This is a genomic window from Paraburkholderia sp. BR14374, from assembly GCF_040948685.1.
GTDB classification, from domain to species: domain Bacteria; phylum Pseudomonadota; class Gammaproteobacteria; order Burkholderiales; family Burkholderiaceae; genus Paraburkholderia; species Paraburkholderia youngii.
In genome coordinates this window covers 405461-428195 of the sequence record NZ_JBFPKF010000003.1, presented here as the reverse complement: position 1 = coordinate 428195, position 22735 = coordinate 405461, and the positions used below count along the sequence as shown (strand labels likewise).

Sequence of the window (22735 nt, the reverse complement as noted above, 5' to 3'; positions counted from 1 at the left end):
CCCGATCATGTTCACGGACATCTTCATCCGCCGGCCGGTACTCGCTTCGGTCGTGAGCCTGCTGATCCTCGTGCTCGGGCTGCGCGCGCTCGCGGTGCTGAAGGTCAGCCAGTATCCGCAGACCGAGAACGCGGTCGTCACGATCACGACCGCCTACTATGGCGCGAACCCGGACACCATCGCCGGCTTCATCACCCAGCCGCTCGAAGCGGCAATCGCGCAGGCGCAGGGCATCGACTACATGTCGTCGACGAGCATCACGGGCGTGTCGACGATCGTCGCGACGCTGCGTTTGAACTACGACGCGAACCGCGCGCTGACCGAGATCAACACGCAGATCGGCTCGGTGCGCAACCAGTTGCCGCCGCAGGCGCAGCAGCCGGTGCTGACGGTGCAGACCGGGCAGACCACCGACGCGATGTACATGGGCTTCTACAGCAGCGTGCTGCCGAGCAACAACGTCACCGACTACCTGTTGCGCGTGGTCAAGCCGAAGCTCGACTCGATCCAGGGTGTGCAGACCGCCGAAGTGCTCGGCGGCCGGCAGTTCGCGATGCGCGCGTGGCTGGATTCGGCGCGGCTCGCCGCGCACGGCGTCAGCGCGAGCGACGTGTTCACCGCACTCGGCAACAACAACTATCTCGCGACGCTCGGCACGACGAAGGGGCAGATGGTCAGCGTCGACCTCGAAGCGGGCACGGACCTGCATACCGTCGACGATTTCAAGCAACTCGTCGTCAAGCAGAAGAACGGCTCGATCGTGCGTCTCCAGGATGTCGCGAACGTCGTGCTCGGCGCCGACAGCTACGACTTCAACGTCGCGTTCAGCGGCAAGCGCTCTGTGTTCATCGGCATCAAGGTCGCGCCGGACGCGAACATTCTCGACGTTGCCAAACGCGTGAAAACCGTGTTCCCCGATCTGCAGAGGCAGTTCCCGACCGGCATGACGGGCGACATCGTGTATGACGCGACCGACTTCGTGAACACCGCGATCAGGGAAGTGATCAAGACGCTCGTCGAAGCGCTCGTGATCGTCACGATCGTGATCTTCCTGTTTCTCGGCAGTTTCCGCGCGGTGATCGTGCCGTTGATCGCGATGCCGCTGTCGCTGATCGGCACGTTCTTCGTGATGCAGGCGCTCGGCTATTCGATCAATCTGCTGACGCTGCTCGCGCTCGTGCTCGCGATCGGGCTCGTCGTGGACGACGCGATCATCGTCGTCGAGAACGTCGATCGGCATATGAAGCACGAAGGCAAGACGCCGTTCGACGCGGCGCTGATCGCCGCGCGCGAACTCGGCGGCCCGATCGTCGCGATGACCGTCGTGCTGATCGCCGTGTACGCGCCGATCGGCTTCCAGGGCGGGCTGACGGGCGCGCTCTTCACCGAATTCGCGTTCACGCTCGCGGGCGCGGTGACGGTATCGGGCGTGATCGCCCTCACGTTGTCGCCGATGATGTGTTCGCGCTTCTTTCGCGCCGAGCAGGAGTCGGGACGTTTCGCGCGTTTCGTCGACCGCCAGTTCGAGCGCGTGCATCGCGGCTATGGCCGCCTGTTGCATGCGACGCTCGATACCTGGCCCGTGTTCGTGGTGATGGGCGTGCTGCTGCTGTGCGGCACCGTGTATCTGTTCATGACCTCGAAGTCGGAACTCGCGCCGCAGGAAGATCAGGGCGTCGTGCTGTCGCAGATCATCGGGCCGCCGAACGCGACGATCCAGCAGATGCAGACCTACGCGGACCAGGTGTTCGACGCCTCGGAATCGCTGCCCGAGTACTCGCAGATGTTCCAGCTGACGGGTTCGCCGACCATCAATCAGGGCATCGGCGGCGTGCTGTTCAAGACCTGGGATCAGCGCGGCAAAAACGCGACCGTACTGCAGGAGGAATTGCAGCAGAAGTGGAATCAGATCGCGGGCGCACGCGTCGCGGCGTTCCAGTTTCCGCCGCTGCCGGGCTCGCAGGGCTTGCCGGTGCAGTTCGTAATCAGCACGACCGAGCCGTTCCAAAACCTCAACGAGGTGTCGCAAGCGGTGCTCGAACAAGCGCGCGAGAGCGGCATGTTCTTCTTCGTCGATACCGACCTGAAAATCGACAAGCCGGAAGCGGTGCTCGTCGTCGATCGCGACAAGGTGGCCTCGCTCGGGCTGTCGCAAAGCGACGTCGGACAGGCGCTCGGTTCGGCGCTGGGCGGCGGCTACGTCAACTACTTCTCGATCGCGGGGCGTTCGTACAAGGTGATTCCGCAGGTGCTGCAGACCGATCGGCTCAATCCGTCGCAGGTGCTCGACTACTATCTGCGCACGCCGGACGGCAGCGTGATTCCGGCCTCGACGGTCGCGCATATCAAGCACAGCGTCGTGCCCGAATCGATCAATCACTTCCAGCAGTTGAACTCGGCGACGATCTCCGGCGTGACCGTGCCGGGAGTGTCGCAAGGCCAGGTGCTCGATTTTCTGCGCAAGGCGACCGCGCAGGTCGCGCCGGCCGGCTATTCGGCCGATTACTCGGGAGCGTCGCGCCAGTTCGTGCAGGAGTCGGGCGGCTTCGTCATTACGCTGCTGCTTGCGACGATCATCGTGTTCCTCGCGCTCGCGGCGCAATTCGAGAGCTTCCGCGATCCGATCGTGATCCTGATCTCGGTACCGATGGCGCTGTTCGGGGCGCTGATCTTCATCAACATCGGCCTGACTACGCTGAACATCTACACGCAGGTCGGCCTCGTCACGCTGATGGGACTCGTCAGCAAGCACGGCATCCTGATCGTGCAGTTCGCCAACGAATTGCAGCGCGCGGGCCGCGGCAAGCGCGAAGCGGTCGAGGAAGCCGCCGGCGTGCGGCTGCGTCCGATCCTGATGACGACCGCCGCGATGGTGCTCGGCGTGGTGCCGCTCGTGATCGCGTCGGGCGCGGGCGCGGCGGGCCGCAACGCGATGGGGCTCGTGATTTTCACGGGGATGTCGATCGGCACGCTGTTCACGTTGTTCGTCGTGCCGGCGATGTACATGTTTCTGGCCGCCGATCATCAGCGGCATGGACAGGCGCCGAAAGCCGGCGAGGCGGGTCAGGCGGGTTAGGGCCTGGGTGTTCGCTTACCCGCTGCGCGTTCGTCACCTAGACTACGGAGCATTCGCTGCGCAACGCGGCGCAAGACCAACCGGAGCCACGCACGATGAAAGCGATCCAGTTCAAATCTTTCGGCAACCCCGAAGTGCTCGAATACGTCGATCTGCCGACGCCACAGGCCGACGCGGACCATGCGGTCGTGCGGGTCATGGCGGCCTCGGTCAATCCGAGCGACGTGAAGAACGTGGCCGGCCGTTTCGAACATACGGTGCTGCCGCGCATACCGGGGCGCGACTTCAGCGGCATGGTGGTGGATGGCCCGGCCGCGTGGCGTGACGCCGAAGTGTGGGGCACCGGCGGCGACATCGGCTTCACGCGCGACGGCACGCACGCCGAGTACCTCCGCATTCCGGTCGCGGCGCTGTCACGCAAGCCCGTTGCGTTGAGCCATGTCGAGGCGGCGGCAATCGGCGTGAACTTCGTGGTCGCGTGGCTCGGCACCGTCGAATACGCAAGGTTGCAGGCCGGCGAGACCGTCGCGGTGCTTGGCGCGGGCGGCGGTGTCGGCGGCGCGGTCGCGCAGATCGCGAAGGCACGCGGCGCGCGCGTGATCGCCGTCGACCGCCGGCCGCTTGATCCGGCCACGCCCGCGGGCCGCCTGATCGACGCCTACGTGCCGTTCGACGAACACGCAGCCGAACGTGTGCGCGAGCTGACCGGCGGCGCAGGCGCCGAAGTCGTCTACGACACGGTAGGCGGTGTCGCGTTCGAGACCGCGCTGAGTCTCGCGAAGCGGCGCGGCCGCGTGCTCGAAATCAGCGCGACCGGCAAGCGCCGGGTCGAGTTCGATCTGATCGATTTCTATCACAACGAGACGCAATTGCTCGGTGTCGACAGCGCGAAGCTCGGCGTCGCGCAATCGGCGCCGCTGATGACGTCGCTCGTCGAGGGCTTCGACAGCGGCAAGCTGAGCGGCCCGGCGATCGCACAGGAATTTCCGCTCGCCCGCGCGCGCGAAGCCTACGAGGCGGTCGCCGCCGGTACGCGCGGGCGCGTCGTGATCCGCATGCAATAGCCGTCCTCCGACACAGCTCTCCCCAGCGCGCTGCGCCGACGCTGCATTGAAGCCGCGGCCTCAGGCCGCCCGCAACACGCTAAGATTGAGGCCGCCGGGCGCCCGCGCCGCCCGGCGAGAACGACAAAAGCATTGCCTCGGAGAATCTGATGTCTGATGAATATGAAGTGCACGGTCCGCACGACCACGCCGTCGAACACGCCGGCCACGCCGCGCATCACGACGCCGATCCGTTCGCGAGCCGGATGGCCGTGATGACCGCGATCCTCGCGACGATCGGCGCGCTGTGCGCGTACCAGAGCGGCAACGCCGAAAACCTCGCGCTGTTCTTCAAGAACGAAGCCGCGATCAAGAAGACCGAAGCGTCGAACCAGTGGAGCTACTACCAGGCGAAGGGAGAGAAGGAGAACCTCGCCGAACTCGGCGCGGCGCTGTCGGCGCCCAATACCGATGCGCACGCGAAATTCGTCGCCGACGTCGAGAAATACAAGCAGCAGAAGGAGCCGATCCGCGCGAACGCCGAAGCGATCGAAAAACAGGTCGTCGCCGCCGACACGCGCAGCGAAACGCTGCTGCACGGCCATCATCGCTGGGCTCAGGCGACGCTGCTGATTCAGGTCGCGATTGCGCTGTGCGCCATCACGCTTCTCACGCGCAAGAACTGGCTGCGCAATGTGTCGTACCTCGTCGCGGGAGCAGGCGTCCTGACCGCGGGCGCGGCGTTTTTCGGGCTATGAGCGAGGTGTATCGGTTGTTCGTCGCGCTGGCGTTGTCGCATGCGCGGATCGCGTCGGCGTATCGGCGCGGCAAGATGTGGGTCGATCGCGTGTGCGGCGGGTTGATCGTTGCGTTGGGAGTGCGGCAGTTGATTCGTTGAGGCGGCACTCGGAGGTGCCCAAAATTCAATGCGCAAGCCCGCGCGCACGCTCCAGCAACAGCTCGCGCTCGCGCGTATTGCGCGTCATCGCCGCGGCGCGCTCGAACTCCGCGCGCGCTTCGTCGATGCGTCCGAGCTTGACCAGCAGATCGCCGCGCACGCTCGGCAGCCAGTGATAATTCTCGAGCGCCGAACCAGCCGCAAGCGCATCGACGATCTCGAGTCCGGCCGCCGGCCCGAACGCCATCCCCACCGCGACCGCGCGATTCAACTCCACGACCGGCGATGGCGCGACCTGCGCCAAAGCATCGTAGAGCGCGACGATCTGCGCCCAGTCAGTGTCCTCGGCGCGGCGTGCCCGCGCATGACACGCGGCGAGCGCCGCCTGCAACGCATACGGCCCGCTTGCGCCGCCGAGCGCATGCGCGCTGTCCAACGCCGCGAGGCCGCGGCGAATCAGCAGCGGGTCCCAGCGGCTGCGATCCTGATCGAGCAACAGCACCGGCCGACCCTGCGCATCGGTGCGCGCATGCGTGCGCGACGCCTGGATCTCCATTAGCGCAACCAGACCGTGGACCTCGCTTTCGTCGGCGACGAGTCCGCTCAACACGCGCCCGAGCCGCAGCGCCTCCTCGCATAGCGCCGGGCGCATCCAGTCGTCGCCGGCAGTGGCCGAATACCCTTCGTTGAAAATCAGATAGATCACCTGCAGCACCGACGCGAGCCGTGCCGCGCGCGCGTCCGCCTGCGGCACCTCGAACGGCACGCGCGCCGCCGACAGCGTGCGCTTCGCGCGCACGATCCGCTGCGCGATGGTCGGTTCCGGCACGAGAAACGCGCGCGCGATTTCGTCGGTGGTGAGGCCGCCGAGCAGGCGCAGCGTCAGCGCGACGCGTGCATCGGTCGACAACACCGGATGGCATGCGGTGAAGATGAGCCGCAGCAAATCGTCGCCGATGTCGTCGGCGCGCGCGGCATCGAGCGCATCGACGAAATCAGGCACCACGTGCGCCTCGATCGCGTCGAGCTCGTGGCCGAACTCCTCGCGCTTGCGCGCATGCAGCGCTTCCTGGCGCAGGCGATCGAGCGCGCGGTTTTTCGCGGCCGTCATCAGCCAGGCTCCGGGGTTGTCGGGCACGCCCGCCTCCGGCCAATGCTCGAGCGCGGCCACCAGCGCGTCCTGCGCGAGTTCCTCGGCGAGCCCCACGTCGCGCACGATCCGCGCGACGTGAGCGATGACCTTCGCGGATTCGATCCGCCAGACAGCGTCGATCGCACGATGGGTGGCCTGTATCGTCACGGCGTCAGCCTTCACCTCAGCGGTGATCTTCTTCGAGCTTGCGAAAGCGCTCGACTTCCGGCCCCGGCTCGAAGTCGTCGATCTCGAACAGCTGCCGCACTTCGATTTCGCCATCGGCGTGCTCACCGAACGGGGCCGGGAAGCGCCGCGCCCATTCCATCGCCTCGTCGCGCGAGCGCACCTGGATCAGCGTGTAGCCGGCAATCAGCTCCTTGGTCTCCGCGAACGGTCCGTCGACGACGCTCCGTTTGCCGCCGCTATAGCGCACGCGCCAGCCTTTCGAGCTCGGCTGCAGGCCGGTTGCGTCGAGCAGGACACCGGCCTTCGAGAGTTCTTCGTGGTAGGCGCCCATCGCGGCGATCAGCGACGGTTCGGGCATCTCGCCGGCTTCGCTCGCGGCCGTGGCTTTTACGATGATCATGAATCGCATGTCGTTGCTCCTTGTTGTTAGTGGTTCGTGGTGAGTGGATTCGCGTGAATCGCTTGAAGAGGCCACTCGGGCAAGCCCCTTACTCACACGACGCGCGATGCAAGGTCAGATCGACACCCGCGGCGCTCCCGCCATCCCAGGGAAAACACGAAGCGGATGACGCGAGAGCCACCCGTGGCTAGATGAAGCACGGGCCGAGCTTGCGGACCTCGACCGTGCACCACGCCGCCGCGGGACAGGTTTGCGCGATCGCCACCGCCTCTTCGCGGCTGTCGCAGTTCAGCAGAAAGAAGCCGCCGATCATCTCCTTCGCCTCGGCGAACGGCCCGTCGACGAGCTTCGACTGGCCATTGCGGACCTGCACGCGCACGGCGTCCTTCTGCGAAGTCAGCGATTCGACCGCGAGCAGCTTGCCGCGCGCTTTCAGGTTCTCGGAGAACCGCACCATCTGGTCATAGAGGTCGCGACCGGCGGCTTCGCCGCGCTCCTCGCGTTGGTCCGTGGGTTCGACGATCAGCAGCATGTAGGACATGGAGTCTCCGACAGGGCTCGGTTGTATGCGCGGGTCGGCATCGCAACGACGACAGCGACGCCCGGCCTCGGCGGCATAGCAGGTAGGCAGGCAGATAGGTGGCAGTCAGGCGCAGCCAGTCTAGCAAGCGGGAATCTCAGCGGCAAACGCGCCCGGCCGGACTTCTACGGACACTCGTAACGAGCCACGCGGCGCGCCTCAGCCGGCCGCGCGCGACACGTCGATGCCGCATCAAGTATTCTCCGGAATCAATTTACGTCCTCGCCGAATGTGAAAAGCGCCCCTATGTGGGGCGTTTTGCATGTTGCGGGACGCTCAAACTGGCGCTTCCGCCAGCGCTCTCAGCCGCGCGGAGCGCATCAGACCTTCGATCATTTTCGCTTCCGCGCTCGCCAGCTCGCTCAGCGACGCCGCCGACAGCTGTCCGTCGAAGATCGCGAGCGCCGTGCACAGACGTGCGTAGTCGTCGTCTTCGAGCGACCAGCGGCCGGTCTTGCGCTCGCGCATGTCGAGCCGCACCATCGCCGCATGCGCGCTTTCGATGTCCGCGAGCGCGTCGGCGCCCAGTCCGGCGCGGGTCAGTTCCTGCGACGCCAGCAGATGCCGGCTCAGCGTCGTGTGCAGCATGCGTGCGCCGTGGCCGCGGCGAAAGGCATCGAGCGCGGCGTAGGCCTGCAACAGCATGGTCTGAGTGACCGGCGCGTGCGCGGTGCGGCTCTGCGTGAGGGAACGCAACAACGGGGACATGGCCGTGCGGCCGGGCTTGCGAACTCGCGATTTGCTGGACATCGATTCAACCTCCTTCTTTCGGCAGCGCGCCCGGACTTCGGCACGCGACGGCGGCAAACGCCGCGCTCGAACGTCCGACGCATTTCGCGCCCGACAGTTCACGCTCTGCGACGCGCCGTTCTTCGAACGTATCGAAGAACACACTGTCCCCATATCGGTTCGAAGCCGCCGGAAACAAGCAGCGCGTTTCGTTGCGACGAAAAAAAGCCCTGTTCCGTGAGGGAACAGGGCTGACAGGATGGAACAGTCGAGCAGGCGCGTGGAGTGCCTGCAAACCTATAACCACCTAACCTGCAAAGCTATTGCTTACGCGTACTGCAACGGCAATTTCTACCGCTCGACAGCAAGTTTCAAACTGTCGATTCAATTCACTTCCAAATACCACTGCATGTGGGCCGGTCCTCGTTATTTCCTACTGCTGGCCGCTACCCCTTTTGCTTCGCGCGCGTGTTCGATGCATTGCGCGCTTCGTATTGCGTCAACTGCGAACTGCGAACTGCAGACTACTTCATCAACGGTACGGTTCAAATCCGACACGAGGGGAAGTCGCATCGATGGAGTTCGGTGATTTGTCGCTCCATGGAAAAGAGTGTAGGCGCGCACCCGCGAATGCAATTGCGCGAAGCGAGGGACTTTGGCGGCTTAATTTGGCGAATCGATGTAACAACGGGCTTTTCGGCCCGCCGCGCCACGCACGTCAACCGCGTGTAGAGAAATCGTCGATCGTCAGCAAGACCTTCTCACCGGGACGCGCGAGCATTTTTCGTTCGGCGATCGCGGTAATGCGTTGGCGCCCATCGGCGAACGTCTTCAAAATGCGCGCCTCACCCGCGCCGCGTTGCAGCCAGAAGTGCTGTTCGAGCGCCTCGCGCGTGACCGCGCATTCAAGGTCTCGTCCCCGCGACGAAAGCTGGAAAATCACCGCCCGTCCGTCTGCCGAGACGCTGGGTACCGCCTCGATCATCGCCATAGCACACCTCGCAACGTTGATTACGACGTTCGCCGTACGACGCGAACGTCCCCGGAAAATCATCTGACGCTCGCCGCATCGCGAGGCCCGTTTTGTCTGTTCGTACGGTGGTGCGGATAGTGCGGCCGCGATGGAGCCAGACGTTAGAGCAAAGCGCATGCCACCCAACGCCGATAGCGACACAGGCACTCACGGGCACCGGCAACGATGACCGCATCGCAAAGTGGGAAGACCGCAACATAGCCGCGTGGTAAAAAAAGCGCAGCGGACGCGACAATCGACGAAAATTCTTACTCGCGCTTCGCACGATCATCGCGTGCGCCATCGCGCGCTACCACCTTGCCGACATGTCCGCCCAACTGCCCGACCAACGATCCGGGTTGACCTTGCGCCCCGCGCAACCCGACGACGAACCCTTCCTGCTCGAACTGCGCAAGGCGACGATGACCGAACACCTGGCGCGCGCCGGCGAGCCGACCGACGAAGACGCCCATCGCGCGCGCCTGCGGCATCGCTACGACGCCGCGCAGGTGATCTGCATCGACGGCGCGCCCGCGGGCCTGTTGAAGGCGCATCGCAACAACGACGAATGGTTCGTCGCGCAGTTGCAGATCGCGCCGGCGCTACACGGCCGCGGTATCGGCGAGCAGGTGCTGCGCACGATCCTGCGCGCCGCCGCGGCCGAAGCGCTGCCGGTCAGCTTGCAGGTGCTCAAGGGCAATCCCGCCAAACGGCTGTACGATCGTCTTGGCTTCGCGATCGTCGGCGAGGATCAGACACAGTTTCACATGCGCGTTGCAGCGCGCGCGCCGGCGGAAAACGAAGCAGAATGAATGTCGGATAAAGACTGATACGGAACGAGCCTGGCAATGGACTCTGATATGAACTTTCGCGATGCTTCAGCAATACAAAGCTGGCACGCGCACATTTATTTCGACGCAGCCAGCCGCGACGCCGCGTGGGCGTTTCGCGAGCAGATCGACGCGCATTGGGGCGACAAACTGCAGATCGGGCGCTTCCATGAACGGCCGGTCGGCCCGCATCCGATGTGGTCGTATCAGCTTGCGTTCGCGCACCAGCAGTTCGCCGACGTGGTCAGCTGGCTCACGCTCAATCACGGCGCGCTCGATGTCTTTCTGCATCCGAATACCGGCGACGCGCTGCGCGATCATCGCGACGCCGCCGTGTGGATCGGGCACTCGCACGAGCTGGTGTTGAAGGCACTGCTGTAGCAGCCGCGAACGATGCGGCGGCGTGCTTACATATTCGTGTACGCGCTGCACCAACCGCGCGACGCGACCTGCTTGGCGCCGAACAGCGTGCAGCCGCCGTACGCATCCGACGCCTTGCCCTGGAACAGCGAGCAGTTCGCGCACGATTGCCCGGCCGCGAAGTTCGGAAACTTGGCCTTGTCGACCTTCGACGCATCTTCGGTATAGCCGACTTTCTGCGCCTGCGGATCGCTCTCGCTCAGCGCATTGGGAACGGTCGCGGCGAACCCGACGTGAGACAGCGCGAGCGACGAGCCGATGCCCGCGCTGACCAGCAGGAAATGGCGGCGCGATGTTTTCATTTTCGTTTGCCTCTGGGTGGGGACTGAGGTCCGCGGTCAATCGAGAAAACGCGTGAAGCGCTCGACCGGCTCGCGCTCGGGGCGCAGCGTATTGACCGGCGCATTGGGGTCGGCGAAGCCGAGCGACATGCCGCACAGGAACTGCTCGTTCTCGGGCAGGCCGAGATATTCGGCAATCAGCCGATGAAACTGCATGAACGCGGCCTGCGGACAGGTGTCGAGGCCGCGTCCGCGCGCGGCCGTCATGATCGCCTGCAGGAACATGCCGTAGTCGAGCCAGCTGCCGCGCTCGAGGCTGCGATCGATCGTGAACAGCAGGCCGACGGGTGCGTCGAAGAAACGGAAGTTGCGCGAGTGCTGTTCGTGCATGCGCGCCTTGTCGCCCTTCTCTATGCCGAGCAGGCCATACATATTCCAGCCAATCTTGCGGCGCCGATCGATGTACGGCGACTGCCATTGGCGCGGGTAGTACGCGTACTCCTCCTGGTACAGCTGGTCGCGCTGCGGATCGTCGTAGGCCGCGAGCAGATCGCGCGACAGACGCGCGAGCGATTCGCCCGTCAGCACGTACACCTTCCACGGCTGCGTGTTGGTGCCCGACGGCGCATAGCTGGCGGCTTCGAGAATGGCATCGATGTCGGCGCGCTGCACCGGCGTCGGCAGAAAGGCGCGCACCGCGCGTCGCGTGGTCAGCGCGGTGTCGACGGGGTTCGCGGGAGAGGTCATCGGCGAATGGCGGCAGAGCCAGCGAAGTAGGTCTGCGACGATTCTAGCGCGTACCGCTCCAAGCCTGCCTGCCAGCGCGCAGGCTTCGTCCAGGGCGTTGTGCTGCGCCCTTACATCGTCCCCAACGCCACCGCCGCCGCAATCGAACCCGCCACGAGCACGAGCCCCACCGTCTTGCGCTTGTTCAACTCGGTCCACAACAGCACGCCCGTCAGCGACAGCACGATCAGACTGCCCGCGAGCGTATCGATCAGCAGCACCCAGCCGACGCTCAAGCCCACGCCCTTGTGCATGTTCGTCAGCATCGCGAGAAAGGTGTTCGCGCTGCGCTTGACCGTCACCGTGTTATTGCCCACCCAGTATTCGGCCGAGGTATTTTCTTTCGGCGACGCGAAGTTCAGCTGCCAGTGCTCGGGCTGCACGACGCTGCGATCGCCCCATGCCACCGGATGCTCGGATTCCTTCTGCACACGCCCCGGATTGCCGGCGATCTTCAGCTCCTGCTTGAGCCACTTCGCGAGTTCGCGCGGGGTTTCCGGTGCCGGTTGCGGCAGCGGCACCTGCATCACCGAGACCTGCGGCTCGCCGGTCGACACGCGCAGCGGACCGCCGCGATGGTTCAGCAAGAAACCCGTCGTGCCGAACAGCAGACCGAGCGCCGCGCCCCACAATCCAACCCAGCCATGCACGTTGCGCAGCCACTTGATGAAAGTCGCGCGACGCGAGCGCTGCTGGCGCGCCTTCAGTTCATCGCCATCGAGCCGACGCGGTTCGTGCGCGCCATATTGGCCGGCCGCCGGCGGTTGCATGTCGAGGGTATCCGATTCGCTCACGTTTCGCTCCAGGTACGCAGCAGATTGTGATAACAACCGACGAGGCTGCGTCGCGCAGCCTCGTCGGCATGGGTTGCATTGAGCCGTTGAATCGCGGTGTCCATGTCGAACAGCAGCGCGCGATGCGTGTCGCTGCGCACGAGACTCTGCACCCAGAAGAAGCTCGCCACGCGCGCGCCGCGCGTGACGGGCGTCACCTGATGCAGACTCGTCGCCGGATAAACGATCATGTCGCCGGCCGGCAGCTTTACCTGCTGCACGCCGTAGGTGTCTTCGATCACGAGTTCGCCGCCGTCGTATTCGTCGGGCCCGCTGAGAAACAGCGTCACCGACACGTCGGTGCGCAGCTTCACGCCGTTCGGCAGCACGCGCACCGCGCCGTCGACGTGGCTGCCGAACTGCATGCCGCCCTCGTAGCGGTTGAACAGCGGCGGATACACCTGGTTCGGCAGCACCGCGCTGATGAACAGCGGATTGCGCTCGATCGCCGCGACAATCACGTCGCCGAGTTCGCGCGCGATCGCAGAGTGCTCGGCGATCTGCTGATTGCGCTTGACCGGCGCGCCCTGATAGCCCGCGGTCGCGCGGCCATCGACCCACGCGTCGCCGGCTCGATCGAGCCGCTCGCGCACGAAGCGCAATTGCCCGGCGTCCAGTACCTTCGGAATGTGCAGCAGCATAGTGTGTCCTTCGAGTCGGCTTGCCGTTTGCAAAGCGGCAAGCCTAACGGATGCGCTCAGTGCGTCGCAAAAGCGGCCATCAGAAGCGGTAATCGAACGTCGCGAGCAACGTACGGCCGATGCCCGGCACCGAACGTCCGCCGTCCGACGGAATCAACGCGTCGTAGTAGTACTTGTCGGTCAGGTTCAGCAGGTTCAGGCGCACGTCATACTTCTTCGCGTGATAGGCCGCGGTCGCGTCCCAACGCGTGTAGCCCGGCACCTTCACGAAGTTGGTATTCGATGCATAACGCGACGACATATAGATCGGACCGCCACCGATTTCCCAGTGCGGCGTGATCGCGTATGTGGTCCAGAACGTCAACGTGTTGCGCGGCGTGTTGGCCGGCGTGTGGCCCTGCGTGCCGTCGGCCGCTTTCAGGATCTTCGCGTCCATGTACGTGTAGCCGCCGAAAATCTGCCACTTGTCGGTGATGTGCCCGGTCACGCTCGCCTGGAAGCCGTCGACGCGAATGTCGCCGGCCAGCTCGTATTCGGTCGGCGAGACCTGGGTGCGCGCGTTGTCCTTCTCCTCGCGGAACAATGCCGAGGTCAGCGAGATGTTGCCGCCGAGCAGATCCCACTTGCCGCCGACTTCATACGACTTCGTCGATTCCGGTGCGAGGTTCTGCGTGAGGTTCGTGACCGTCAGGTTTTCGAGCGACGGGTTGAACGACGTGCCGTACGACACGTAGTACGACTGCCAGTCGGTCGGCTGATAGATGAGGCCCGTGCGCACGCTCGTGAAGTAGTTGGTCTGGCTCGCGAAAGCCGGCGCGCTGACGGTGTTGTGGATCTCGGCCGAGAAGCGATCCCAGCGCACACCGCCAATCAGCTTCCAGTGCGGCGTCAGCGTGATCGTGTCGTTCAGGTAGGCGGCGATTTCGTTCGCGCTCGAATCGGCGTAGTTGCCGACCGTCGTCGTCACGTTCGACGGCGTGCCGATGATCGGCGGATTGAGCATCGGCACGATCGGCAGGTTGTTGCGCGTGTATGCCTGGTTCGTATAGCTGTCGTGGCCCACTTCGACACCGGCAATCACGTCGTGCCTGACCGGCCCGGTGTCGAATTTGTATTCGACCATCGTGTCGTTGTAGATCGCGTGATTCTGGATCACGCGGTCATGGCTCTGCAGCTTGATGAACAGGGCCGACGGCGGTAGCGTCGTGAAGTTGCCGTTGCTCAGCGCAGTGCTCGACGACAGCGGTCCGGTCAGCACCGCTTGCGGCGCGGTTTCGCGCGCGTCGGTCAACGAGTGCGAGATCTGCGTCTGGTTCGTCAGCGTCAGGTCGTCGGAGAACTTGTGCTTGATCGCCCCGGTGAAGATCTGCACGTTCTGGATCGTGCGGTCGCTGGTCAAACCGTAGAACGTGTTTTTCGGCACCGGCGACGGGCGGCCGTTCAGCGCCTGGATGCCGTAGTCGGGCATGTCGTTGTTGCGCTGGATCAGCGCCGACAGCGTGATCTCGGTAGGGGTGCCGATACCGAAGCGCAGCTCCGGCGCGACGCCGAAATCCTTGTTCTTCATCACGTCGCGCGTCGAGCCAAGGCTCTGGCCGAACGCGTTCAGGCGGATCGCCGAGGTGTCGGTGAGCTTGTGGTTCACGTCGACGGTGGAGCGGTAGCGGTCGTTGGTGCCGATCATGCCGGAGACTTCCGCCGAGTCCGTCAGGTTCGCCTTCTTGCTGACCTGATTAATCACGCCGCCCGTCGAGCCGCGGCCGAACAGCATCGACGACGGACCATATAGCACCTCTAGCGCTTCGAGGTCGAACGTATCGCGGTAGTACTGGTTGCGGTCGCGAAAGCCGTCCAGATAGATGTCATTCTGCGCGGTGAAGCCGCGCAGGTTGATGTTGTTGCCGATCTGGCCGCCCTCGGCCGCGCCGATGGTCACGCCGGGTGCGTTGCGCAGCGCGTCCGTAAACGACGTCGCGCCCTGCGAAGCGAGCAGGTCGCGATTGATCACGGTGACGGTCTGCGGAATGTCGCGCAGCGCGGTCGGGGTCTTGGCACCGACGCTCGCGCGCTCGGCCTGAAAGTCCTGCTGAACGGTCTGAGCCTGCACGCCGATGGTCGGCAGCGTCTGCGCGGCGGCAGGTGCGTTGTTCTGGGCGTTGGTTTGTGCGTTCTGCGGCGCGCTGGAGGCGGCCGGTTGCGACGCGCTTTGCGCGAGCGCAGGCGTCGCATAAGGAACGGTAAACGCGAGCGCCAGCGCTGTCGCCAGCGGCGTGTGATTGAGCATGGAAATCCCGTCAGAAATGCGCTTTGTCGAATTGGCATCAATGACGTCGAATTCATGACAAAAGCGCAAATGGCTGGCTGACGCTCTCCGTTGTATGAGATGGAGATGACGGGATGGCTGGCTGGTTTAAATGAGAATCGCTATCATTTCATACGCACACGGAGGCATCAATCGCGGCGTACATTAGTTCGCGTAATGGTTCTGTTTCTGTTTTTTGCTTTTCGAAAGCAATACGTAAAATTAGGGCTCTAGTTGCGCAGATTCATTACTATTTGTAATTATTGCTTGCAAAAGGCTTATGAGCGGCGCGCTCGAGAGCCAATTCAGCTTACGCCATTTCTTTCATTTAAATAACATCCCATCGCGGCGGTGATGCACATCGAATCGCGAATCCGTTTATCCTTTTTACAACACCGTACAACATGAAAGTCCCACCCTTCCGGCAAACGCTTTCGTCCCCTCTGGAGTCGACTCTATGCAATATCGCCAATTCGGCCGCACCGGCCTGACCGTTTCGCGCCTGTGTCTCGGCACCATGACTTTCGGCCTGCAAACCGAAGAAGCCGCATCGCACCGCATCCTGGCCACGGCTGCGGACGCCGGCGTCAACTTCATCGATACCGCGAACGTCTATCCGCTCGGCGCCGGCGAAGACCTGTCCGGACGCACCGAGGAAATCGTCGGAAGCTGGCTGAAGGGCAAACGCGAGCGCTTCATCGTCGCGACCAAGGCAGTCGGCAAGATGGGGCCCGCCGCGTGGGATCAGGGCGCGTCGCGCAAACACCTGCTCGATGCGATCGATGCGTCCTTGCAGCGCCTCGGCACCGACTACGTCGACCTGTACCAGCTCCATTCCGACGACCCGAAAACCCCGCTCGACGAGACGCTCGAAGCACTCGATACGATCGTGCGCGCGGGCAAGGCGCGCTATATCGGCGTATCGAATTTCCTTGCGTACCGGCTCGCGCGAGCTCTGGGACGCGCGGACGTGCTGCGCGTCGCGCGCTTCGTGTCGGTTCAGCCGCGCTACAACCTGCTGTTTCGCCAGATCGAGCGTGAGCTGCTGCCGCTGGCCGCCGAGGAGCAGCTAGCCGTGATGCCGTATAACCCGCTCGCGGGCGGACTGCTGACGGGCAAGCATCGGCTCGATGCGACGCCCACCGAGGGGCGCTTCACTGAAAGCGTCGGCAAGGCTGGCGCGATGTATCAACAGCGCTACTGGCACGAGCGCGAATTCGACACGATCGAAAGACTGAAGGCGATCGCCGCGCCGACCGGCGAATCGTTGGCGAAGGTATCGCTTGCGTGGGTGCTCGCGAATCCGCTGATCACGTCGGCGATCATTGGTGCGAGTCGCGCCGAGCAGTTGAGCGATACGCTCTCGGCGGCCGAGTTCACGCTCGACGACGCAATCAAGACTCAGCTCGATGACGCGAGCGTGCAGTATCGATGGGGGGATGCGGCGCGCTAAGCGCCCTTCTGCAGATCAAGCGCGGCCCGGCGTTCGGCCGCGCGACTTCATCGTCCGTAGCGCAGCACGGTGCTCGTCGCGGCGAGCACGTGATCCTTGATCGCGGCGAGGAACGCATCGCGCGTCAAGCCGGCCAGCAATGCGTCGGGCGGCAGATCCAGCGCATAGAGCTGCGCGACGTAGTGATGCGGCACATCGCCGACTGCCGGACACGGGCCGTAATAGCCGGGCCCGCCGGTGCGATTCGTGCCGGCGACGCTGCCCGCCGGCGCGGCTTCGCCCTCGGCGAGTCCGGTGGTACCCGGTGCGATGCCGTACACGATCCAGTGCACGATGCCGAGGCCTTTCGCGCCGTCGGGATCGAAGATCGTCACCGCGAAACTCTTTGTGTCGGCCGGCGCGTTATGCCATTGCAATGCGGGCGACACGTTGCCGCCGCCGCAGTTGTTCGCGCTCGCCGCATGCCTCGCGTTGAGCGTGCCGCCGTCGGCCAGTCCCGGTGACGACACTGCGAAGGCCGGTGCCGCGTAGGCATGCGCGCTCGCGTAAGCGAGCAGCGCGCACGCGACAGCGGAGAGGAGGTGCCGCGCGATGTTCAGTTGAATGCGAGTCATTGAGAGTCTCTGGGTTCGGGAAGGTTACTGAGGGCCTTGGAAGGAGCGTGGCAGCGCTGAGAAGCCCATCAAGCAGCAACCGCCCACCCCCTCACTTCGGCTTAAACCGCCCCGTCTTCTCCGTGGCCTCCGGAAACTGCCGCGTCTCGCGCACCGACAGCGGATGCCACAATTTCGCACCGCCCTCGATCCCCGCGTCGTTCGATACGGTCGCCACGTTCGCCGGCAGCTTGAACTTGATGCGCGCCGCGTTGCCGCCGCCGATCCACAGCTTGTCGTAATTGACCAGTGACTCGAGAATGCCGATCACCTTCTCGACACGCCGGCTCCAACGCTTGTTGCCGACCTGCTCGCGCGCGGCCTCGCCGATGTATTCGTCGTACGCGACACCCTTCTTGCTGACCGGATGATGCGCGAGCTCCAGATGCGGCATCAGCTCGCCATCGCGAAACATCGCGGTGCCGGCGCCGGTGCCGAGCGTCAGCACGAATTCGAGGCCGCGGCCTTCGATCGCCGCGAAGCCCTGCATCTCGGCGTCGTTGATCATCCGCACCGGCAGATCGCCCAGGCGCTGCGCGAGCGAATCCGCGAGCGCAATGTCGTGCCAGCCTTCGATGCCGAAATGCGGCGCGGTCAGAATGCGGTTATTACGCACGACACCCGGAAAGCCGATCGAGATACAAGCGGGCTGCACCTGCTCGATGAGCGGAGCCACGAGTTGCGCGAGCGCGTCCACCAGTTGATCCGGCGTGCACGGATGCGGCGTCGCAACGCGCACGCGCTCGGTTTTCATCTGCCCGTTGGCGTCGATGATCGCGGCCTTCAGGCCGGTGCCGCCGACGTCGATCGCGAGGATGTGCTCGCTGCCGCTTTTCGGCGCATTCCGTTTCACTGCGTTCTTGTTGCGTGTTGGCACGATGTCTCCCGATTGTGGGTGAGGCGGTTGTGATGCGCGAACTGCGGGTCGGTTCAAAGGTGCCGCTACGACTTGCCACCGGGCGCTTTCTGCTGCAACGGTCGCCACGCATGGCCGTCGCGCGCGAGCAGCGCGTCGGCTCCGGCCGGCCCGTCGCTGCCTGCCGCATAACCGTGCACGGGCAGAGCACCGCCGTTCTTCGGATGCAGCACGTCGTCGACCGCACACCAGGCCGTCTCGATGCCATCGGCGCGCTGGAACAACGTCGCGTCGCCTAGCATGCAGTCGTATAGCAGCGTCTCGTATCCGACGTTCGCGCGCTCGTCGAAGAAGTCGCCATAGTTGAATGACGACTGCACCGCACCGACCTGCATCACCGGTCCCGGCGCCTTCACGTTGAAATCGAAACTCGAGCCGTGCTCGGGATCGATGCGCAACGTCAGCACGTTCGGCGTCAATGCGTTGACCGGCGTGTCGCGGAACAGGCGGAACGGCACCGGCTTCAACTGCACCGAAATTTCGGTGCGGCGCACTGAGAGCCGTTTGCCGGTACGCAGATAGAACGGCACGCCGGCCCAGCGCCAGTTCTCGACGAACACGCGCGCCGCCGCGTAGGTTTCGGTCGTGCTGCCGGGCGCGACGTCGGGCTCCTCGCGATAGCCCGCACCGGCGGCCCCTTTTTCGTACTGGCCGAATACGACGTCGTCGGGCTTGAGCGGCTGGATTGCGTCGAACAGCTCGACCTTCTTGTCGCGGACGGCTTCGGCGTCGAACGAATTCGGCGGCTCCATCGCCACGATGCCGAGCAGCTGGAACAGATGGTTCGGCACCATGTCGCGAAACGCGCCGGTCTGCTCGTAGAATCTGCCGCGCCCTTCGACGCCGATCGTTTCCGCCGCCGTGATCTGCACGCAGTCGATGTACTCGCGCCGCCAGACCGGCTCGAACATCGCATTCGCGAAGCGCACCGCGAGAATGCTCTGCACGGTGTCCTTGCCGAGAAAATGATCGATGCGGTACACCTGCGACTCCCGCGCATGCGACAGTATGTGCGCGTTCAGATCGCGCGCCGATGCGAGATCGGCGCCGAACGGCTTCTCGATCACGAGACGCCGAAAGCCGCCGTTCGCGCCGTCGCCTTCCTTCAGCAGACCGGCTTTGCCGAGCCGCTCGGCGATCGGTTTGAAAAAACGCGCGCCGACCGCGAGGTAAAAAATCACGTTGCCGATTTTCGACTGATCGAGCTTCTGTTTCAGCTTCGCAAAGGTGTCGTCGGATTCGAACTCGCCCGCCATGTATTCGAGGCGCTGCGCGACCCAGCTCCACGCGTTGTCGTCGAGCTTGCCGGCGTGGAAGGTGCTCGCTTTGTCGGCGGCGAATTTCTGCAGCGACGTATGCAGTTCGTCGCACCATTCGCGCGTTTCGCGCTCACCGTGATTGACGCCGATGATCTTCATGCTGTCATCGAGCAGGCCATCGACCGAGAGGTTGTACAGCGCCGGCATCAACAGACGTTTGGTCAGATCGCCCCCCGCTCCGAAGATCACGAGCGTGCACGGCGGCGCGGGCTTCTTGCCGGCCGGCGACGACAGCGTGTCGTATCGGTTCGAACTGAGCTTGCAGCTCGAGGCGGGCGTTGCGTTGGGTTGATCGGAAGAGGCGGAAGAGTTCGGTGTAGTCGACATGAGATTCACCTGGAACTTGGAAAGCCGAGAGAACGAACGTGGCGATACATGAAAGACCACGCGCGCTGCCGCACAGTTCAATCGCCTTCGCGCGCGAGCGCGCGGCGCGCTTACTTCGTCGTCGCGGCCGCGAGCGACGGTACCGGCTCTTTCACCGGAATCGGCGCGGGCGCCGGCGCCGGTTCCCCCGCCAGCGGCACGTTGCCCGATGCCGCCATCGCGCGCGGCTGCAACAGCAACGCGACGAGCCCGGTCCAGCCGGTCTGATGCGAAGCCCCGACGCCACGACCGTTGTCGCCATGAAAATACTCGTGGAACAGGATCAGATCCTGCGAACGCGGGTCCGCCTGCAACAGCGGATACGCACCCATCACCGGCCGCTCGCCATTCTTGTCCTTCAGGAACAGCGTGGTCGCGCGGCGCGCGAGTTCGTCGCCGATTTCGCTCAACGAGAACTTCTGGCCCGACCCGGTCGGATACTCGACGCGGAATTCATCGCCGTAGTAACGATGAAACTCGTACAGCGATTCGATCAGCAGATAGTTGACCGGCATCCACACCGGCCCGCGCCAGTTCGAATTGCCGCCGAACACACGGGTATCGGATTCGGCCGGCAGATATTTCACACAGAAGCTGTTGCCGTTGTGCTCGAACACGAACGGATGGTCGCGATGGCAACGCGACAACGCGCGCACGCCGTGATCGGAAAGAAATTCGCTTTCGTCGAGCGCGCGCCGCAGCAGCGCCTTCATCCGATGCCCGCGCAGCAGCGACAGCAGCAGCGCGTTGCCCTTGCCGGGCTCGTTCCAGCGCGACACCAGCTTCGCGAGATCGGGCCGATGCTCGAGAAACCATACGAGGCGCTCGCGCAAGCCCGGCAAGCCGCCATGCAAACGCTCTTCGAGCACGTGCACGGCGAACAGCGGTATCAATCCGACGATCGAGCGAACGCGCATCGGCATGTTGCTGCCGTCCGGCAAGCGCAGCTTGTCGTAGAAGAATTCGTCCGCGCTGTCCCACAGGCCCGTGTCGCAGCCGTCGTCGCAACTGACCGCTTCCGCGATGTACAGGAAGTGCTCGAAGAACTTCACGCCGATATCGACGAACACGTGATTCGCGTAGGCGAGTTCGAGCGCGATACGCATCAGGTCGAGCGCATACGCGGCCATCCACGCGGTGCCGTCGGCCTGGTCGATGTGGCCGCCGGTCGGCAGCGGCGATGAGCGGTCGAAGATGCCGACGTTGTCGAGACCGAGAAAACCGCCCTGAAAAATATTGTGGCCGTCGGCGTCCTTGCGGTTCACCCACCACGAGAAATTCAGCAGCAGCTTGTGAAACACGAGTTCCAGAAAATCACGGTCCGCCTTGCCGGTCAGCGCGCGATCGATCTCGTACACGCGCCATGCGGCCCACGCATGGACAGGCGGGTTTGCATCGCTGAGCGCCCATTCGTAAGCCGGCAACTGACCGTTCGGGTGCTGATAGCGGTCCTTCACGAGCAGCAGCAACTGCTTCTTCGCGAACGCCGGATCGATCAGCGCGAACGCGGCCGCGTGAAACGCGAGGTCCCACGACGCGTACCACGGGTACTCCCACTTGTCCGGCATCGACACGATGTCCGCGTTGCACAGATGTCGCCAGTCCCTGTTGCGGCCCTGCTTGCGCGCGGCGGGCGGGCTCGGCTGCAGCGGGTCGCCGTCGAGCCAGCGCTGCACGTCGTACTGGTAGTACTGCTTCGACCACAGCATGCCGGCGAGCGCCTGACGTTGCACGAGGCGCGCATCGGGGTCGGTGATCTCGTGCTGCAATGCGCCATAGAATTCGTCGGCCTCGGCGACGCGGCGCGCGATCAACGCGTCCGCATCGAATGGCGCTTCATCGCTCACCGCTTGCGGGTGCCAGCGCAGATACACGACCGCGCGTCCATGCGGCCCGAGTTCCAGCGGTGCATGTGCGGCGGCCTTGGTGCCCGCGTCGCGACGGATCGCGTTCGCGTCGCCGTGCACGAGGTAATCGTTGAAGCCGTCCTTGAACGGGCCCGCGCCGTCCATGCCGAACAGCCGCTTCACGTTGGTGTCGTTCTCGCAGAACAGCCACGCGAGTTGCGGTGCGTCCTTCGACCAGGCGGTCACGACGATCGGCTCATGCACATGATGATGGCCAAGCAGACTCACCGCGCCGTCGTGGTCGGTGCCGGCGACGAGCTTCGGCTTGTCCTTGTTCTCCTTCCACGACCACGAGTTGCGCGCCCAGATCTGCGGCAGCACATCGAGCGACGCCGCCTCGTCCGCGCGATTTTCGATCGTCACGCGCATCACGATGTCGTCGGGCGTGTGCTTCGCGTATTCGACCTGCACGTCGAAATAGCGCAGATCGTCGAACACGCCGGTATCGAGTACTTCGTACTCCGGCATGTCGCCGCCGCGGCGCGCGTTTTCGTCGATCAGGTTCTGGTACGGATAAGCCGCATGCGGGTACTTGTACAGCATGCGCATGTAGGAGTGCGTGGGCGTGCCGTCCAGATAGAAGTACAGCTCCTTCACGTCCTCGCCGTGATTGCCCTGCGCGTTGGTCAGGCCGAACAGGCGCTCCTTGATGATCGGGTCTTTGCGGTTCCACAGCGCGAGCGATACGCACCAGCTGAGCCGGTCGTCGCCGAACCCGGCGATGCCGTCTTCGCCCCAACGGTAGGCGCGGCTGCGCGCATGGTCGTGCGGAAACGAGTCCCAGGCGGTGCCGTTCGCGCTGTAGTCCTCGCGCACCGTGCCCCACTGGCGCTCGCTCAGATACGGCCCCCAGCGCTGCCAGTGGCCGCATTCGGGCGAATGCAGCCGGGAACCTTCGATTGTGGCAAGCAGATTGGCAGCGCGCAGCGGTGGCATGAGAACGTCCTTGCAACAAGCCTGGCGGTAGGA

20 protein-coding genes and 1 pseudogene are annotated in these 22735 nt (G+C 64.3%); 7 read left to right on the top strand and 14 right to left on the bottom strand.

Features of this window, described 5'->3' with window-relative positions; translation table 11 throughout:
* The first annotated feature begins 7 nt into the window (after positions 1-7).
* From AB3X86_RS09090 to AB3X86_RS09075, 4 genes and pseudogenes are all read left to right on the top strand, one after another.
* Positions 8-3076: an efflux RND transporter permease subunit gene (locus tag AB3X86_RS09090; protein WP_368595693.1), complete on the top strand. Its 3069-nt coding sequence runs from the start codon at positions 8-10 to the stop codon at positions 3074-3076.
* A 95-nt stretch (positions 3077-3171) separates the two neighbouring features.
* Positions 3172-4140 carry a zinc-binding alcohol dehydrogenase family protein gene (locus AB3X86_RS09085; protein ID WP_368595692.1) on the top strand — a complete coding sequence of 323 codons (969 nt, stop codon included), beginning with the start codon at positions 3172-3174 and terminating at the stop codon, positions 4138-4140.
* A gap of 149 nt (positions 4141-4289) precedes the next feature.
* A complete protein-coding gene (locus AB3X86_RS09080) occupies positions 4290-4877 on the top strand; it encodes a DUF4337 domain-containing protein (protein WP_368595691.1) in 588 nt (195 codons plus the stop codon).
* 17 nt (positions 4878-4894) lie between these two features.
* Positions 4895-5017, top strand: a pseudogene (locus AB3X86_RS09075) (LysE family translocator); the annotation flags it as partial.
* A 25-nt stretch (positions 5018-5042) separates the two neighbouring features.
* Here AB3X86_RS09075 and AB3X86_RS09070 read toward each other — a convergent pair.
* The 5 genes from AB3X86_RS09070 to AB3X86_RS09050 form a co-directional block, all read right to left on the bottom strand.
* Positions 5043-6317: an RNA polymerase sigma factor gene (locus AB3X86_RS09070; RefSeq protein WP_368595690.1), complete on the bottom strand. Its 1275-nt coding sequence runs from the start codon at positions 6315-6317 to the stop codon at positions 5043-5045.
* 16 nt (positions 6318-6333) lie between these two features.
* Positions 6334-6747: a YciI family protein gene (locus AB3X86_RS09065; RefSeq protein WP_176106998.1), complete on the bottom strand. Its 414-nt coding sequence runs from the start codon at positions 6745-6747 to the stop codon at positions 6334-6336.
* A 178-nt stretch (positions 6748-6925) separates the two neighbouring features.
* Entirely contained in the window at positions 6926-7279 is a 354-nt protein-coding gene (locus AB3X86_RS09060; RefSeq protein WP_176106999.1) for a YciI family protein, read from the bottom strand.
* 315 nt (positions 7280-7594) lie between these two features.
* Positions 7595-8068, bottom strand: a complete 474-nt coding sequence (locus AB3X86_RS09055) for a hypothetical protein (protein WP_176366462.1) — start codon at positions 8066-8068, stop codon at positions 7595-7597.
* A gap of 697 nt (positions 8069-8765) precedes the next feature.
* Positions 8766-9038: a DUF1488 domain-containing protein gene (locus tag AB3X86_RS09050; RefSeq protein WP_176107001.1), complete on the bottom strand. Its 273-nt coding sequence runs from the start codon at positions 9036-9038 to the stop codon at positions 8766-8768.
* A gap of 347 nt (positions 9039-9385) precedes the next feature.
* Here AB3X86_RS09050 and AB3X86_RS09045 point away from each other — a divergent pair, with 347 nt between their 5' ends.
* Positions 9386-9871 carry an N-acetyltransferase family protein gene (locus tag AB3X86_RS09045; RefSeq protein WP_368595689.1) on the top strand — a complete coding sequence of 162 codons (486 nt, stop codon included), beginning with the start codon at positions 9386-9388 and terminating at the stop codon, positions 9869-9871.
* A gap of 48 nt (positions 9872-9919) precedes the next feature.
* The gene (locus tag AB3X86_RS09040; protein ID WP_176110502.1) at positions 9920-10270 is read left to right on the top strand and encodes a DOPA 4,5-dioxygenase family protein; all 351 of its coding nucleotides are present in this window, start codon (positions 9920-9922) and stop codon (positions 10268-10270) included.
* A 26-nt stretch (positions 10271-10296) separates the two neighbouring features.
* On the opposite strand, the gene AB3X86_RS09035 is transcribed toward AB3X86_RS09040, so the two are convergent.
* From AB3X86_RS09035 to AB3X86_RS09015, 5 genes are all read right to left on the bottom strand, one after another.
* Entirely contained in the window at positions 10297-10611 is a 315-nt protein-coding gene (locus tag AB3X86_RS09035) for a high-potential iron-sulfur protein (RefSeq protein WP_368595688.1), read from the bottom strand.
* 36 nt (positions 10612-10647) lie between these two features.
* On the bottom strand, positions 10648-11337 hold the full coding sequence (locus AB3X86_RS09030; protein WP_368595687.1) for a nitroreductase: 690 nt from the start codon (positions 11335-11337) through the stop codon (positions 10648-10650).
* Positions 11338-11447: 110 nt separating this feature from the next.
* Positions 11448-12170 (bottom strand): PepSY-associated TM helix domain-containing protein, encoded by a 723-nt coding sequence (locus tag AB3X86_RS09025; RefSeq protein ID WP_368595686.1) that lies wholly within the window; start codon positions 12168-12170, stop codon positions 11448-11450.
* Positions 12167-12850 carry a Fe2+-dependent dioxygenase gene (locus AB3X86_RS09020; RefSeq protein ID WP_368595685.1) on the bottom strand — a complete coding sequence of 228 codons (684 nt, stop codon included), beginning with the start codon at positions 12848-12850 and terminating at the stop codon, positions 12167-12169. Before AB3X86_RS09020 ends, AB3X86_RS09025 begins: the two co-directional genes overlap by 4 nt.
* A 79-nt stretch (positions 12851-12929) precedes the next feature.
* Positions 12930-15134, bottom strand: coding sequence for a TonB-dependent receptor (locus AB3X86_RS09015; RefSeq protein ID WP_368595684.1), 2205 nt, complete (start codon positions 15132-15134; stop codon positions 12930-12932).
* A 475-nt stretch (positions 15135-15609) separates the two neighbouring features.
* On the opposite strand from AB3X86_RS09015, the gene AB3X86_RS09010 reads away from it, so the two are divergent.
* Entirely contained in the window at positions 15610-16605 is a 996-nt protein-coding gene (locus AB3X86_RS09010; RefSeq protein ID WP_368595683.1) for an aldo/keto reductase, read from the top strand.
* Between the two features lie 47 nt (positions 16606-16652).
* Here the strand turns inward: AB3X86_RS09010 and AB3X86_RS09005 are convergent, their stop codons facing one another.
* The 4 genes from AB3X86_RS09005 to AB3X86_RS08990 form a co-directional block, all read right to left on the bottom strand.
* A complete protein-coding gene (locus tag AB3X86_RS09005) occupies positions 16653-17219 on the bottom strand; it encodes a YbhB/YbcL family Raf kinase inhibitor-like protein (protein ID WP_368595682.1) in 567 nt (188 codons plus the stop codon).
* A 91-nt stretch (positions 17220-17310) separates the two neighbouring features.
* The gene (locus AB3X86_RS09000; RefSeq protein WP_368595681.1) at positions 17311-18135 is read right to left on the bottom strand and encodes an ROK family protein; all 825 of its coding nucleotides are present in this window, start codon (positions 18133-18135) and stop codon (positions 17311-17313) included.
* Positions 18136-18200: 65 nt separating this feature from the next.
* Positions 18201-19820 carry a glucose-6-phosphate dehydrogenase gene (gene zwf / locus AB3X86_RS08995; protein WP_368595680.1) on the bottom strand — a complete coding sequence of 540 codons (1620 nt, stop codon included), beginning with the start codon at positions 19818-19820 and terminating at the stop codon, positions 18201-18203.
* Positions 19821-19930: 110 nt separating this feature from the next.
* Positions 19931-22702, bottom strand: a complete 2772-nt coding sequence (locus AB3X86_RS08990) for a glucosidase (RefSeq protein ID WP_368595679.1) — start codon at positions 22700-22702, stop codon at positions 19931-19933.
* Positions 22703-22735: the final 33 nt, after the last annotated feature.